13 protein-coding genes and 1 tRNA gene are annotated in these 15,165 nt (G+C 58.2%); 9 read left to right on the forward strand and 5 right to left on the reverse strand.

Going from position 1 to position 15,165, the window contains the following annotated elements; translation table 11 throughout:
• Nucleotides 1–34: 34 nt before the first annotated feature.
• Nucleotides 35–949 (reverse strand): 4-hydroxybenzoate octaprenyltransferase, encoded by a 915-nt coding sequence (gene ubiA / locus ACZ1GS_RS13010; protein ID WP_472695606.1) that lies wholly within the window; start codon nucleotides 947–949, stop codon nucleotides 35–37.
• 147 nt (nucleotides 950–1,096) lie between these two features.
• Here ubiA and ACZ1GS_RS13015 point away from each other — a divergent pair, with 147 nt between their 5' ends.
• Nucleotides 1,097–1,858, forward strand: a complete 762-nt coding sequence (locus tag ACZ1GS_RS13015; RefSeq protein WP_472695607.1) for a 16S rRNA (uracil(1498)-N(3))-methyltransferase — start codon at nucleotides 1,097–1,099, stop codon at nucleotides 1,856–1,858.
• Between the two features lie 189 nt (nucleotides 1,859–2,047).
• The gene (locus ACZ1GS_RS13020; protein WP_472695608.1) at nucleotides 2,048–4,120 is read left to right on the forward strand and encodes a DUF11 domain-containing protein; all 2,073 of its coding nucleotides are present in this window, start codon (nucleotides 2,048–2,050) and stop codon (nucleotides 4,118–4,120) included.
• A 6-nt stretch (nucleotides 4,121–4,126) separates the two neighbouring features.
• Here the strand turns inward: ACZ1GS_RS13020 and ACZ1GS_RS13025 are convergent, their stop codons facing one another.
• The 3 genes from ACZ1GS_RS13025 to ACZ1GS_RS13035 all read right to left on the reverse strand — a co-directional run bounded on the left by ACZ1GS_RS13025 (nucleotide 4,127) and on the right by ACZ1GS_RS13035 (nucleotide 7,977).
• Nucleotides 4,127–4,594, reverse strand: a complete 468-nt coding sequence (locus ACZ1GS_RS13025) for a YaiI/YqxD family protein (RefSeq protein WP_472695609.1) — start codon at nucleotides 4,592–4,594, stop codon at nucleotides 4,127–4,129.
• 32 nt (nucleotides 4,595–4,626) lie between these two features.
• A complete protein-coding gene (locus tag ACZ1GS_RS13030) occupies nucleotides 4,627–6,693 on the reverse strand; it encodes a DEAD/DEAH box helicase (RefSeq protein ID WP_472695610.1) in 2,067 nt (688 codons plus the stop codon).
• 99 nt (nucleotides 6,694–6,792) lie between these two features.
• Nucleotides 6,793–7,977, reverse strand: coding sequence for a BaiN/RdsA family NAD(P)/FAD-dependent oxidoreductase (locus ACZ1GS_RS13035; RefSeq protein WP_472695611.1), 1,185 nt, complete (start codon nucleotides 7,975–7,977; stop codon nucleotides 6,793–6,795).
• A gap of 262 nt (nucleotides 7,978–8,239) precedes the next feature.
• Here ACZ1GS_RS13035 and ACZ1GS_RS13040 point away from each other — a divergent pair, with 262 nt between their 5' ends.
• The 4 genes from ACZ1GS_RS13040 (at nucleotide 8,240) to ACZ1GS_RS13055 (ending at nucleotide 12,193) form a co-directional block, all read left to right on the forward strand.
• Nucleotides 8,240–9,277, forward strand: a complete 1,038-nt coding sequence (locus tag ACZ1GS_RS13040) for a glycosyltransferase family 2 protein (RefSeq protein WP_472695612.1) — start codon at nucleotides 8,240–8,242, stop codon at nucleotides 9,275–9,277.
• A gap of 181 nt (nucleotides 9,278–9,458) precedes the next feature.
• Nucleotides 9,459–10,571 (forward strand): glycosyltransferase family 4 protein, encoded by a 1,113-nt coding sequence (locus tag ACZ1GS_RS13045; RefSeq protein WP_472695613.1) that lies wholly within the window; start codon nucleotides 9,459–9,461, stop codon nucleotides 10,569–10,571.
• 87 nt (nucleotides 10,572–10,658) lie between these two features.
• Nucleotides 10,659–11,903 (forward strand): glycosyltransferase, encoded by a 1,245-nt coding sequence (locus tag ACZ1GS_RS13050; RefSeq protein ID WP_472695614.1) that lies wholly within the window; start codon nucleotides 10,659–10,661, stop codon nucleotides 11,901–11,903.
• Between the two features lie 214 nt (nucleotides 11,904–12,117).
• Nucleotides 12,118–12,193 (forward strand) — tRNA-Ala (locus tag ACZ1GS_RS13055).
• Between the two features lie 189 nt (nucleotides 12,194–12,382).
• On the opposite strand, the gene ACZ1GS_RS13060 is transcribed toward ACZ1GS_RS13055, so the two are convergent.
• The gene (locus tag ACZ1GS_RS13060) at nucleotides 12,383–12,706 is read right to left on the reverse strand and encodes a TIGR02300 family protein (protein ID WP_472695615.1); all 324 of its coding nucleotides are present in this window, start codon (nucleotides 12,704–12,706) and stop codon (nucleotides 12,383–12,385) included.
• A gap of 182 nt (nucleotides 12,707–12,888) precedes the next feature.
• Between ACZ1GS_RS13060 and aroA the strand changes: the two genes are divergently transcribed.
• The 3 genes from aroA to cmk are packed head-to-tail and all read left to right on the forward strand — an operon-like array spanning nucleotide 12,889 to nucleotide 15,157.
• Complete coding sequence (gene aroA, locus ACZ1GS_RS13065) at nucleotides 12,889–14,259, forward strand: 3-phosphoshikimate 1-carboxyvinyltransferase (RefSeq protein ID WP_472695616.1); 1,371 nt, start codon at nucleotides 12,889–12,891, stop codon at nucleotides 14,257–14,259.
• Nucleotides 14,256–14,516 (forward strand): CBU_0592 family membrane protein, encoded by a 261-nt coding sequence (locus ACZ1GS_RS13070; RefSeq protein WP_472695617.1) that lies wholly within the window; start codon nucleotides 14,256–14,258, stop codon nucleotides 14,514–14,516. The genes aroA and ACZ1GS_RS13070 overlap by 4 nt, the downstream gene beginning before the upstream one ends.
• Complete coding sequence (gene cmk, locus ACZ1GS_RS13075) at nucleotides 14,513–15,157, forward strand: (d)CMP kinase (RefSeq protein WP_472695618.1); 645 nt, start codon at nucleotides 14,513–14,515, stop codon at nucleotides 15,155–15,157. The genes ACZ1GS_RS13070 and cmk overlap by 4 nt, the downstream gene beginning before the upstream one ends.
• The last annotated feature ends 8 nt before the right edge of the window (nucleotides 15,158–15,165 follow it).

A 15,165-nucleotide genomic window follows, 5' to 3' on the forward strand; every position in this document is an offset into this window, starting at 1 on the left:
ATAAATGCGCCGGCAGGATAGCGACCCTCGCTATTCAACCCGCCTGGCCGAGCACGAGGCAGGCCAGAAAAAGCAGCAGGCCGGCGAAGCGATTGGACCGGAAACGCTGCAGCGCGTTGTGGCCATCTTTGGTATCAAGCGTCGCCACCTGCCACATCAGGTGCAACGCCAAGGGCCCCAGCGCCGCCAGAGCCAGCATATCCGGTCTGACCATCCAGAAAGCGCCGATCCAGCTCGCCATGGCCAGCGTATAGAAACCAGCGACACCAAAACGAACATTCTCGCCCAGCCGCAACGCGCTGGACCGGATGCCGACCAGCGCATCATCTTCGCGATCCTGGAGCGCGTAAATCGTATCATAGCCGATCACCCAGAACACGGCACCGCCATAAAGCAGCAGCATGACCGGAGAGAAAACCGGCTCGATCGCTAGCCAGCCGACCAGCGCACCCCAAGAGAAAACCAGTCCCAGCCAGGCTTGCGGCCACCAGGTGATCCGTTTCATGAACGGATAGGCGGCCACCAGCATGACACTGGACAGCGCAACGAGTTTTGCCACCATGTTCAGTTGCAACCAGACCACAAAGCCAATCGCGATCAGGGATCCCAGCCACATCCAGGCGGCGCGTGTCGAAACCGCTCCGCTCGCTAGCGGACGGGAACGGGTGCGGGCAACCTGCCGGTCGAGATCCCGGTCGACAATATCATTATAGACGCAGCCGGCCCCGCGCATCGCGATCGCGCCCACCAACAGCCACAGCATCAGGTCCCATCGCAAAAAAGCACCGCCGGCCAGGGCAACACCCCAGGCACAAGGCCAGAACAGCAGCCACCATCCGATCGGGCGATCAAATCGCGCGAGCAAGGCATAAGGTCTCGCCGCAGCGGGCAACAAGCCGACCAGGCCATGATGTTCGGTATCCGGAACGGTTTCGGGCTGCGTTTGCATGACAGGGTCTTAGAACAACATTTTTTTCGCGTCATCCGGAAGTTGATGCCGGTCTGGATTTCGGAGGTGCTATCACCGCCCCGAGCACCCAGCGCGGCCACCGTAATTTCAGCATGACGCCCAGCGCAATATGTGCAAATAAACAGCATGCCAGCCACGCCCGCCTATCCACCTCGCAGCACCCCGCGGCTCTATGTTGATGTCGAACTCAGCACGGGTGCGGAGATCCGGTTGGATGGCGGTCACGCCCACTATCTGCTCAAGGTTCTGCGGATCAAGGAAGGGCAACCCGTCAAATTGTTCGATGACCGGACCGGTGAATATCTCGCCCATGTCACAACCCTGGGCAAACGAGACCTGATCCTGCTGATCGACGGCAAAACCCGCGAGCGGGAAGCGGCCCCGGACCTGTGGCTGCTTGCTGCGCCGATCAAAAAAGATCGCTATAACTGGATCGCCGAAAAAGCGACCGAACTGGGGGTTTCCCGGATGATTCCGGTGCGTACCGAACGCGTACAGAACAGCCTCGTTAAAAATGAAAAACTGCGCGCGCATATGATCGAAGCCGCCGAGCAATGCGAACGCACGGCCTTGCCGGTGCTTCAGGACATGCTTCCGCTCGCGGATTTGTTGAACGACTGGCCCGTCGGCCGCCATTTGTTTTTCGCCGATGAACGGCTGCATGAGAGTGGAGCAGGCAGTTTTCGCAAGGCGCTGGTTGCAAATGCCGGTCCGGCCGCAATTCTGATTGGGCCGGAAGGCGGGTTTACCGATGCAGAAAATGACAACATCCGTGCCCTGCCCCAGGCCGTTCCGGTGTCCCTTGGCCCCCGAATATTGCGTGCAGATACCGCCGCCGTGGCAGCGATCAGCCTGTGGATGGCGGGGCGCGGAGACTGGAATGGCTAGCGCGGCAGAACCGCCCCCAGCGCCGGAATTCTGGTAAATACAACCATATGTAAAATCATGTTAATCTTGTCTGGTCGGCAGTTTTTTTACCAAATATTCAACCTATTTCCCTAGCGAGGGCTCATGTTTGTGGGGACAACATGCGCGGGATCGTTGCGATCCAGCCCATTGGCGTGGGCAATCCGGCCTTTGGCGGGAGCCTTGCTGGCGGCCATGCTGTTGTTCTTCTCGGTATCGGCTCAGGCGCAGACATTCACCGCCGACTGGACCAATCTCGGCGTTGGCAGCATCGACGGTGTGCCGACCGGATCAGCGGTAACCGCCGGCCCCAGAACCGTAACCATCACGCACAGTCAAATTACCGACGGCGGCCCGTTCACCAATTTTTACGGCACCGAAATGCTCAACTACTGGAATGGCAATCTCGGCGGCCAGACCGGTTCCTTGCTCTATTCCATGGACAATGACACATTTGATCCCGACGACCGGTTCGAGTCCATCTATACATTTGACAGCGCGGTCACCAATCTCGCCTTTTTTGTTTCCCATGTCGATCGCGGCACCAGCCCGCGCCATGATGGGGTCACCATCGAATATGACACCGGCACCGGTGTCTGGCAGAATATCCGGTCGACACCCTCGACCTTCACCCTGGGCGCTGTAGTCGGCACGACGACCCTGTCGGGCGTGCCCGGATTCCACGGAACCGGCTCTGCCGGCGGCACCGCGAGCACAACCGGCAATGTGAACGTCAATATGGGCGCGATTTCGGTCTTGCGGGTTCGTATTACCTATCATTTCGGGCAGAATGAAGCGGGTGATCCGGCCGGCAATGTCCAGTATATGGGCTTGTCCGATTTCTCGTTTCAGGCACCCGGAGCACCGGTATCCGATCTTTCCCTGGGCAAGACCGTCAGCAACACGACACCGACAACCGGATCAACCATCAGCTACACGCTCAGTCTGACCAATAGTGGTCCGGTGGCCGAAACCAATGTCCAGGTGGAAGATATCTTGCCTGCGGGCTTCAGCTTCACAGGCGCGTCGGGCTTCGGTTCCTATTCGACCGCGACCAATTTGTGGACCGTCCCGTCGATCGCGTCGGGCCAGACCCGGTCGATCACTTTGACCGGCACAGTCACCGCACCGGCAGGGGTCACAATCACCAATTTTGCCGAAGTCTTTTCCCAGACCAATTTTGACACGGACAGCACGCCGGGCAATGGCAGCACCAATGAAGACGACGATGCCAGCCGCAGCTTCACGGTTCAGGGTACGCGGACAGCAGGAACCCCGCCCAGTCTGAACGCGACGTGCCCCGCGATCAATCAGACGCTGTTCGACTGGAACACCCGGACATGGGCCGGCGGAACATTCAACACCAGCTATACCGTCGCCAATATCGGTTCGATAAATTTTGATCTGAGCAACACGGGGGGTGTCTGGGATGACGGATCACCGGACGATAACAGCAACAATACTGGCGGACTGGCCGGAACCGAGCAATCACTGTATCAGAACCTGCAATTTACCAACCGGTCGCAGGTCGCCACGACCGTATTGACCTTGCCAACCGCCGTGCCGGGCCTGCAGTTCACGGTGTTTGATATCGACTTTGCCGCGAACGACTTTGCCGACAAACTGACCGTCACCGGGAGTTTCAATGGCACCACGGTCCTGCCAACCTTGACCAATGGTGTCGTCAACTATGTTGTTGGCAATGTCGCGATCGGTGATGGTTCGTCCGGATCAACATCGGCCAATGGCAATGTTGTTGTGACCTTCACATCCCCGGTCGATACCGTCACCATCGAATATGGCAATGCCGGGACGGCGCCTGCTGATCCTGACGGCCAGGCGATTTCTATCCATGACATCACCTTCTGCAATCCGGCAACCACCCTGAGCGTGACCAAGCTCAGCCAGATTATCAGCGATCCGGTCAACGGCACCACGGACCCCAAGGCCATTCCCGGCGCAACCATTCAATATTGTATCCTGATCAGCAATGCCGGAAGCGCGACGGCATCGGCCATAACCGCTACGGACGCGCTGCCGGGCGATGTCACCTATACGGCGGATTCCATGCTGACCGGGGCCAATTGTGGCTCAGCAAGTACCGCTGAAGATGATGATGCGACCGGGGCTGACGAAACGGATCCTTTTGGCGCGTCGATCAGCGGCAGCACCATATCAACCGCGGCAAATGCCCTCGGGCCAGCCGAAGCCTATGCGCTGGTCTTTCAGGTTACGATTGACTGATCGGGCTTAGGCGCCGCGTTTGAGGCGCACCAGCACTTCGTCCAGCGAAGACAGAAATTGTGATCGATCCGCTTTGCTGAAAGGCGGCGGTCCGCCGATATTCTCTGTGCCCATGCCGGCTCGCAGGTCGGCCATGATCGCACGGGTCGCCACCGCCGCGCCGATTGAATTGGCGGTAAACGGTTTGCCATTGGGTGCCAATACTTCCGATCCGCCCTTGATGCAGCGGTCTGCCAGCAAAATATCCGCGGTAATGATAACACAGCCGGTCCCGGCACGCTCTGCAATATAGTCATCAGCGGCATCGAAAGCGTCGCTTACGACAACCCGGCTGACCAGAGGATGGTCCGGCACCCGAAAATGACTGTTGCTCACCACCACCACCGGCACTTCATGACGATAGGCCACCCGGTAAATTTCATCCTTTACCGGGCAGGCATCACCGTCGACATAGATCTGGATGGGATGAGACATGATCTGTTCCGTGCTGATCGCCGAAGAGAGCGTTATGCGCCTCCGGGACCCTTGCCTTTCGGTCCTTCATAGGGGCGTTTGCCGCGATGTGGCTTTTTCTTCTTGCCGCCAAAATCACCCTTTGGCCCGGATTTGCGATCGCCCTTGAAGTCAGACTTCTTTTTGAACCCCTCGCCAAAATCGCGTTTGCCGCCGCCATCGCTGCCGCCCTTGCCACCGCTGTCATGCCCGGTCCGATCCCCGGCCGGCTTGCGCTTGACATAGGGCTTGCCGCCATCGGCAGATTTCTGGCCATATTTCTTTTTGCCGCCGAAATCCGAGCCGCCGGATTTGCCGTCTCCGGAATGTCCACCGCCCGATTTGCGGTCGCCAAATTTCTTGGCCCCGAATTTCTTGCCACCAAATTTCTTGCTCGCATTGCTATAGTCGCGACCGCCACCGCCGGCATTATCCCGACGCCCACCTTTGCGGTTGCGTTTTGCTGCATCGCGAGGGGTTCCCTCAAACTGCGTGATTGCGATATCATCCGTATCGTCGCCGCCGGCTTCCCGTTTCTCGGCAATCGCCTTGGTGAACTTGTCCACCACCCGGCGCGGAATTTCGAACAATGTGTCATCGCCATTGATCCGGATCGCGCCGATCTCATTCTTGGTGATATGACCGCGACGACAGAGCACCGGCAAAATCCATCGCGCATCCGCGCGCTGATTGTGACCGACGTTCATTTTGAACCAGACGGTATCCTCGAAACCGGGTCGCGGTCCGCCCGGAGCGGGTTGTGACTGCGCGCCGCGATCCAGCATCTGTTCCGGCGCCGGCATTTTCGCGCGATGGGACTGCACCAGCATGGCAGCAATTTCTTCCGGCGTCTTTTCAGCCATCAGACGTTTTGCCAATTCCAGATCGTCCTCATCAATCTCGGCCGGCTGCAGCAGTGTTTCGATTAGCCGTTCTGCATCATTCTTGCGGATGTCAGCGCGCGTCGGCGCGTCTTTCCATTCGGCATTGATCTTGGCTCCGCGCAACATGGATTCGACCCGCTTGCGGCGCTGATATGGCACGATGATAACCGCCGTACCCTTTTTGCCGGCCCGGCCCGTCCGTCCGGAGCGATGCTGCAACGTCTCGGCATCGCGTGGTATCTCGACATGGACGACCAGAGACAATGTCGGCAGATCGAGGCCGCGGGCTGCCACATCGGTCGCCACACAAACCCGCGCGCGTTTGCTGCGCAGCGCCTGCATCGCCTGGTTGCGTTCGGCCTGCGTATGCTCGCCGGAAAGCGCCACGGCGCTGAAACCGCGATCGACCAGACTGGCATGGAGGCGGCGAACCGCTTCGCGGGTCCCGCAGAACAGCATGGCCGATTCCGCCTCGTGAAAGCGCAGCAGGTTGACCACCGCATTCTCGGTATCGGCAGGCGCCACGGTTATGGCCTGATAGGCGATATCGCCATGACCGCGGTCTTCCCCGACCGTCGAAATGCGCATCGCATCATTCTGATAGCGCTTCGCCAGATTGATGATTGGCTTGGGGATGGTTGCCGAAAACAACAGCGTGCGGCGCTCTTCACCGGTGGCGTCGAGAATTTCTTCGAGATCTTCGCGAAAACCCATGTCGAGCATCTCGTCCGCTTCGTCGAGAACAGCGGCGCGTAATTTGCTGAGGTCCAGCGCGCCCCGTTCGAGGTGATCCCGCAAGCGTCCGGGCGTTCCGACGATAACATGCGCACCACGACGCAAGGTGCGGCGTTCTTTGGATGCATCCATCCCGCCGACACAGGTTGCGATCTGGGCGCCCGCTTTGGCATAGAGCCAGTTCAATTCACGGCTCACCTGCAGCGCCAGTTCCCGGGTCGGGGCAATAACCAAGGCCAAGGGCTCGACCAAAAAGGGAAAGCGACCCGTGTCTTCAAGCAATTGCGGCGCCATCGCCAGACCGAAGGCGACCGTCTTTCCGGAACCGGTTTGCGCCGACACGATCAGATCGCGCCCTTCGGTTTCCGGTTCCAGCACCGCGGCCTGGACAGCCGTAGGTTTGTCATATTCGCGTTCGGTAAGCGCTTCCGCAAGAAGCGGTGGTAGTTTGGTAAAAGGCATGAAAATCCGTTCAGTGGCAAAATTGAAAAACCGCTGGGAAAGCCAATCGCCAGCGGGTTTCGATAAAATATCGGTTATCTAGAGGGTCTGTGCAGCGATCTATATTGCCTCACCGGCCGCATGGCCGCTCGCCCAAGCCCATTGAAAATTATAGCCACCGAGCCAGCCGGTAACATCTACGGCTTCGCCAATAGCATAGAGACCGGGCACTTGCCTAGCTTCCATGTTTTTCGACGATAATTCCGCTGTACAGATACCACCAGCGGTGACTTCGGCCTTGGCATAACCCTCGGTTCCATTGGGCATGAACCGCCATTGCGACAGGCGCCGGGCAGCTTCTTCCAGCTTGCGATCGGCGAGATTTCCCAGATCGCCACTCAGCGCGATGCGGTCCAGCAGGGTTTCGGCCAAGCGGGATGGCAGATGCAGGTCAACCGCCTTGCTGAGCGAAACACGCGGCTGCTCCCGTTTCAACTGCGTGAGCCAGTCGGGCCGCAGGTCGGGCAGAAAATTCACGTTCACGGATTCCCCGTGGCGCCAGTAGGAAGAGATTTGCAATATGGCCGGCCCAGAAAGCCCTTTATGGGTAAACAACGCCGCTTCACGAAAAGCGGTTTTGCCGCAGCTGGCGACAATCGGTGCCGAGACGCCGGACAGCGAGCGGAACAGGGTTTCTTCGCCGCCCAGGGTCAGCGGTACCAATGCAGGACGGGGTTCGACAATTTTCAAGCCAAATTGCCGCGCAATGTCATAGGCAAAACTGGTCGCCCCCATTTTCGGGATGGATGGTCCGCCGGTGGCAACCACCAAGGACGGTGCTGTGGCGGTCACACCACCATAGGCGACATGATAGGTGCCATCGCCATGGCGGATATCCGTTACCGGTTGTCCGAGAGACAGTGTCACCGTCTCTTCAGGACATTCACTCATCAGCATCGCCACGATCTGCTTTGCAGAACCATCGCAAAACAGCTGACCCAGCGTTTTCTCGTGCCAGGCAATATCATAACCGTTGACCAGCGCGATAAAATCCTGGGCCGTGTAACGGCTCAGCGCCGACTTGGCGAAATGGCGATTGGCCGACAGATAGCGATCCGGCGCGGTATTACTGTTGGTAAAATTACACCGCCCGCCGCCTGATATCAGGATTTTCTTGCCCGGCTCATCAGCATGATCGATCAACAACACCCGGCGCCCCCGTTGGCCGGCGACGGCAGCGCACATCAGGCCGGCGCCGCCCGCGCCAAGGATGATGGCGTCAAAAGCGGCAACAGGTTTGGGCATGATGAGGCAATTCCTTTGGCGCTTTCCGGGTTTCGAGAGCAGCACAGATTATGAGTTTTCAATGGTGCAAGCTTGATGCTGTTCCGCCACGACAACCGCACCCACTACCGGTTGAACGCGATGAAAATGGAACGGCGCTGGCGGGCTAGTGGCACAGGAAGCCGGCTTGTGCAATATTGCAACGGGGATTCCGGCAAGCTTATTGACTTCACTCTATTGCCGCCTAATGCAAAGTCCGCCGGCAAGGATGAAAAGGGGCTTCATGACCGATCGCGAAACCAGCAGGCCCGATTTGGTGGCCGCAGGATCCAACCCACGGCCAATTGCCGAGCGCGTTGGTGTCGTTGCCATCGGTCGAAACGAGGGTGACAGGCTGATCCGATGCCTGGAATCGCTTCACCAGCTTGGCGTTCCCGTCGTCTATGTCGATTCCGCGTCGACGGATGGCAGCGTCGCCGCTGCTGAGGCTCGCGGCGCCACCGTCGTCGCCCTCGACATGAGCAAGCCGTTTACCGCCGCTCGGGCGCGCAACGAAGGCTTTGCCGCACTCTTCGACGCAGTGCCTACGCTCGACTATGTGCAATTTGTCGACGGCGATTGCGAAGTGGAAGACGGCTGGATCGCGGCTGCGCTTGGCTTTCTGGATGCGCATGACGATTTCGCCGTTGCCTGTGGACGCCGCCGCGAACGCCAGCCAGACAGTTCTTTGTACAACGCGCTTTGCGACCGCGAATGGAACACTCCGATCGGGGAAACTGAGGCTTGTGGCGGCGATGCATTGATCCGAATATCATCATTCCAGGCGGTCGGCGGCTATGACAGCGCCATGGTTGCGGGTGAAGAGCCGGAAATGTGTAACCGGATTCGGGAAAAGGGCCTGCGCATTCAGCGCATGGATGCCCCCATGACGCTGCATGATGCAGACATGCACCATTTCCGCCAATATTGGCTGCGGAGCCTGCGCTGTGGTTTCGCTTATACGCAGGGCTGGTGGACCACCAGGAAACGGCAAAAGCCGCTTTGGGGACGCGAACTGTTGCGCGCCATCATCTGGGCCTTTCTCCTGCCACTCATCCTGATCGTCGGCGCAGTTTTCCATCCGCTGGTGCCGCTGCTCCTGCCCGCTATTTACGGTGCCCAACTGATCCGCCTGGCGATCCGCGAAGGTGTGACGCAGCGTTTTGCATGGCAATCAGCCGCGCTGTCGGTGCTAGGGAAATTTGCGGAGTTCCAGGGTGCCGCACGCTTCGCGATGCAATTGCTCCGGCGGCGCAAGGGCGGCGCGATCTTGTATAAATAGCGCGCTTCGCCGCTCCATTATGCGATGGTTCTCACCCGACCCAGAAACGGCAGCGTCCTGCGAAAACGGAGAGAATCTTGGGGCTTCTTAACAAAATACAGACCAATAGCGCCTATCGATTATTTCAGGTAAAGCCCTGCAGCGCTGGCGCTTTTTTCAAATTTTGAACTATGGAACCAAAATGAGACTGTTATTTGCCTTACCGGGCTTTCACCGTTACGAGCGCGGCGCCGAGATCGCCCTGCTGTCGGTTGCCAGTGAACTGGCCCAATCGGGCGACAACGTCACCGTCATCGGGTCTGGCGAGGCACGGGCCGGGACGCCTTACCGGTTTCTGCGGGCCGGATCAGTGCGCCGGGAAAAATGTGAATCACTGCCGACTTTTCCACCCCTGCGCAGCGAAACGGTCTATGAAGAGGCGACCTTTGTGCCCGGCCTGCTTCGGCACTATCGGCCCGCCGATTATGATGCCGTGATCACCTGCTCTTTTCCGTTCACGAACATGGTCCTGCGCCGCCCCACCCTGTCGGGCAAAAAACCGCTCAACCTGTTCATCTCCCAGAATGGCGAATGGCCAGCCATTTCCAATGACTCGGAATACCGGTTCTTCTCTTGCGACGGTCTGGTCTGTACCAATCCGGATTTCTACGAGAACAGCAAAGACCGCTGGACTTGCGCCCTGATCCCCAATGGCATCTCAACCGACCGCTTCCGCCTCGGACCGGCAGACCCGAAAACCTTCGGTTTGCCCGAAGACCGCAAGATCGTCCTGATGGTCAGCGCGCTCATCAGCACCAAACGGGTGATGGATGGCATCCGGGCAACCGCCCCACTGGCAGACACCCATTTTGTTGTCGCCGGCGATGGTCCATTGCGCGAAGACGTGAAAGCCCTGGCGGCAGAATTGCTGCCCAACCGATTTACCCAGGTCAATGTTTCGCCCGACCAGATGCCCGCGCTCTATCAGTCTGCCGATGTGTTTTTGCACATGTCCAAACTGGAAGCGTTCGGCAATGTGTTTGTCGAAGCGATCGCCTGCGGCCTGCCGGTCGTCGGGCATGACACCCCCCGCCTGCGCTGGATTGTCGGGGAGAACGAACATCTCGTCGACACGGAGAATATTGCGCTGGTCACATCCGCAATCGATGCCGCTCTGACGGCGCGCCCGGACAAGGGGCAAGCCGTCTCCGATCGTGTTGCCAATTTCACCTGGCCTAGAATTGCCGCGCAATATCGTAGCTTTATCCAAGAGTTGATGGAAAAGAAGGGCATATCAGATGATGCGGTGCGCTAATATATCCCGTGCCTGTTTGCAGGACCGCTGGCCGGTCTGGTCACAACGGGATTCCGTTGCGCTGATCAAATGTGAAAGTCGAACCTCATGAGCCAAAACGACCGACAATCGCAACCGACCAAAATTGCCTATCTGGTCAATCAATATCCGACGATCAGCCACACCTTCATCCGCACCGAGATCCAGGCGCTGGAAAAGCAGGGCATGGACGTGACGCGAATCTCGGTGCGGGGCTGGGATGCGGAACTGGCCGATGATGACGACAGGAAGGAACGCCTGATCACGTCCTATCTGTTGCGCGATGGTCTGCTTCCCCTGATACTGGCTTTTTTGCAGGCTGCATTCACCCGCCCGCTAGGGCTGTTTTCAGCCGCCCGCCTGGCGCTGAAAATGGCGCGTTCGAGCCAGCGCGGCCTCCTGATTCACTTTGTCTATCTGGCCGAAGCCTGTCTCTTGCAAAAGAAAATGCACCAGCATCAGGTCCGGCATGTGCATTGCCATTTCGGTACCAATGCCACCGAAGTCGGGATGTTGTGCAGTGCGCTCGGCGCCACGACCTACAGCTTCACGGTTCACGGACCTGAAGAATTTGACAAAGCCTATGAGTTGAATTTGCGGGAGAAGATCAAGCGGTGCCGTTTCGTCGTGGCCATATCCTCATTCGGACGCAGTCAGCTCTACCGTTTTTCGCGCGAGGAAGACTGGCGCAAGATACAGATTGTCCATTGCGGACTGGGCGATGGCTTTCTGAACAACAACGCCACCCCGCCACCGGCCGCTCCACGTTTCGTCTCGGTTGGTCGTTTTGCTGAACAGAAAGGCCAGATCGTGTTGATCCGCGCATGCGGCCTGCTTGCACAGAGGGGCATAGACTTTACCATGCGGTTGGTCGGTGATGGCGATATGCGGCCTCAGATTGAGCAGGAAATCCAGGCCCTCGGCCTCGAAAAGACCGTTGAATTGGTGGGCTGGAAAAGTGGCCCGGAGATCAGAGAATATCTGACCGATTGCCAGGCGCTGGTTGTCCCCAGTTTCGCTGAAGGACTGCCGGTTGTCATCATGGAAGCCATGGCGATCGCGCGGCCCGTGATCACCACTTATATTGCCGGCATTCCCGAACTGGTGCGCGACAATCAGGAGGGCCTGCTGGTTTACGCCAGCGATGCAGAAGGTCTGGCAGACGCGATGGAGAAATTTCTGGGCTGGGACCATGACGTGATCGAGGCCATGGGCATAAGCGCGCGTGATCGGGTTCGGAAACGGCATTCCGGAGCGATCGAAGCCGCCAAGCTGTTCAATCTCTTTGTCAATGCGACGGATTCCCAACTTTGAGTCCGGACGTCGTCAATCTGTGCAATCGATCGGCAAGTCACACAAATTTAGCAAATAATTCAACAATTAACTGATTCTGGTCGCCGATCACCATCGCCTGGATCACATGACCAATGCGGAAAAAAATGCACACCGCCAGAAGGATACAGAAAAGCACTTGCATTGTAAGGCACCGCTGAATAGATGCGTGCCATTGGACTTGCCAGAGTCCATTGGGGCCTTAGCTCAGCTGGGAGAGCGCTTCGCTGGCAGCGAAGAGGTCAGGAGTTCGATCCTCCTAGGCTCCACCATTTTTTCCATCCTATCCGCTCCCGCAAATGGCCGGATAGGCGTCAGCTTATGTTAGCAGAAAAATCTTGACGACACGCTGCACGGGAACACCGATTAGGCTCACATCACCGTCCGGCGCGAAGCGCGGCCAAACCCGCTCATAGCAGGAAAGAACAACCCTGTTACTTTCAGAAAGCCGCTACGGGTCTTCAGGTTTCGGCGTCGTCGTCGTCGCCCTTGCCTTTGGTGACGCCCAGATCATCGTCGCCGCCCAGATCCACTTCGTTGTCCGGTGACGGCTCATCGTCATCAATATCGATGTCGAGATCATCATCAGCCACTTCGGCTTCTTTCTTGGTGTCTTTCTTTGGCGCTTCTTCAAACGGCATCGGTTGCTTGGATTTCAAGCTGGGCTCTGGCGTCCAGGTCTCGCCGCATTCGATGCACTCGACCGGATCTTCCTTACCGAGATCGTAAAAACGTGTTCCGCATTTTGGGCAAGATCTTTTCGTGCCCCATTCTGGCTTCACCATGGCTGGCTCCAAATCCTTGTTTGTCAGTAATCTACCTGATGCACGATCACAAAATTCCGGAATCGTTCATCCAATCGGGGCGCGCCTTGCCATAGCTGAGCGGCGCTGTCAAAAGCCGTTTGATATCCCTGCAACGAATCATGCGCAAAACATCTGCGCAGGATGCCATGTAAAGTCTGTCAATGAACCTCAAAACCAAAGATCCCTCTCCCAGCTCTGGCACCGCGACCGCGTTTCGGCCGCTTGGTCCGTTGACTGGAAAAATCACGGTTCCGGGCGACAAGTCAATTTCCCATCGCGCGCTGATTCTCTCCGCGCTGGCCGTTGGTCGCAGCGAAATAACCGGCCTGCTGGAAGGCGAAGACGTGCTGGCAACCGCTGCGGCGCTCAGAGCAATGGGCGCTTCGATCGAACAGAAAGGATCATCCTGGATCGTTCACGGCGTCGGCGTGGGCGGCTTGATGCAGCCGGAAAACGCGCTGGATCTGGGCAATAGCGGAACATCTGTACGGTTGCTCATGGGCTTGCTCGCCTCCCATCACATGACCGTCACGCTAACCGGTGATGCCAGCCTGTCAAAACGCCCAATGGGCCGGGTGATTGATCCGCTGTCGATGATGGGGGCCGATTTTACGGCGCGGATGACCACCGATGGCAAAGCCTGCTTGCCTTTGACGATGCGCGGTCTGTGCCCGGCCGTGCCGATGGACTATCACCTGCCCGTGGCATCGGCGCAGGTGAAATCGGCAGTCTTGCTGGCTGCTCTCAATACGCCCGGGATCACTCGGGTAATCGAACCCGTGCCCACACGCGACCACAGCGAAACCATGCTCAAGGGATTTGGTGCCGAGATCAGTGTCGAAACCAATGACAAAGATGAAAAAATCATTGCGCTGGTGGGCGAAACCGAATTGCGGCCGCAAAATATCATGGTTCCCGGTGACCCTTCATCCGCCGCCTTCCCGGTCGTCGCGGCGCTGGTCGTCCCCGGGTCGGATGTCATCATAGAAAATGTCGGGATCAATCCAACCCGCGCCGGGCTGTTTGCCGTCTTGCAGCAAATGGGCGGCGACATCCGGTTCGAGAACCAGCGCACCGTTGGCGGCGAGCCGGTTGCTGATATTCATGTCAAACACAGCCCATTGACCGGCATCAAGGTGCCCGCCGATATCGCACCAGCGATGATAGACGAATTTCCAGTTCTGTTCGTGGCCGCCTGCTTTGCGCAGGGCACCACGACCACCAGCGGACTGGCTGAACTACGGGTCAAGGAATCGGACCGCCTCGCCCAGATGGCCAAAGGCCTGGAATTGATCGGGGCCGATATCGAAGAAAAGCCGGATGGCCTAGTGATCAACGGTCATGGCGGTGACAATCTGACCGGCAATGCCTTGTCAACGCCCGTCGAAACCGCACTGGACCATCGCATCGCGATGAGCTTCGCGGTTACCGGACTGGGCATTGCGGGCGGTGTCGCGGTGGATGATATGAGCCCAACCGAAACCAGCTTTCCCGGCTTTGTGGAGCTGATGAAAGCGCTGTCATCGTCATGATCGACGGCTTCACCGCAAATGTCATCGGCATCGTCGGCAGCGCGCTGATCGTTTCGGCTTATGCCTATAATGTCTATGCCAGAACCGTGAACGCCTTCATCTACAATGGCACCAACCTGCTCGGCGCGCTGCTGTTGACGCTGTCTTTGATGGTCCATTTCAATCTGGCATCCCTGTTGCTGGAAATTGTCTGGATTGCCATTGCGATCGGCGGGCTGTGGAAAGCCTATCGCGACCAGTCGGAGCATCAGCGATGATTATTGCAGTGGATGGCCCGACCGCTTCGGGAAAAGGAACCATATCCAAGGAACTGGCCAAATATTTCGGCCTGCCCTTTCTCGATACCGGCTTGCTCTATCGGGCGGTCGGCTGGACCCTGCGGGAACAGCGCGGCAATGCAGACAATCCCGAGCATGCCCTCGCCGCTTGCGCCTTTGACAGCAGCCTGCTGGACAATCCGGATTTGCGCAGCGAAGCGGTCGGCGGGCTCGCTAGCCGGGTTTCGGTTCACCCCGCCGTCCGCAAGGCGCTCGACAAGCATCAGAAGGATTTTGCCTATCAGCCGGCGGGCGCGGTGCTCGACGGGCGCGACATCGGCACGGTGATCGCGCCCGATGCCGATGTGAAGCTGTTTGTGACGGCCTCGTCTGACGCCCGCGCGGTGCGCCGGTTCGAGGAAATGAAACGGCGCGGTGAACCGGTAAATTTCGATGACATATTGGCCGATATCCTGAAACGCGATGAACGCGACAAGAACCGCACCGCCGCACCGTTGAAACCCGCCAAAGATGCGGACTTGCTTGATACGACGGATTTGACTATAGGCGACGCCGTTCAACAGGCAATTGCCTTGGTGAATGCGAAGATTAACCGCCGGCGCGACAAAGAACCGGTATAGCAGATAAG

The organism is Parasphingorhabdus sp. W113, from assembly GCF_055693205.1.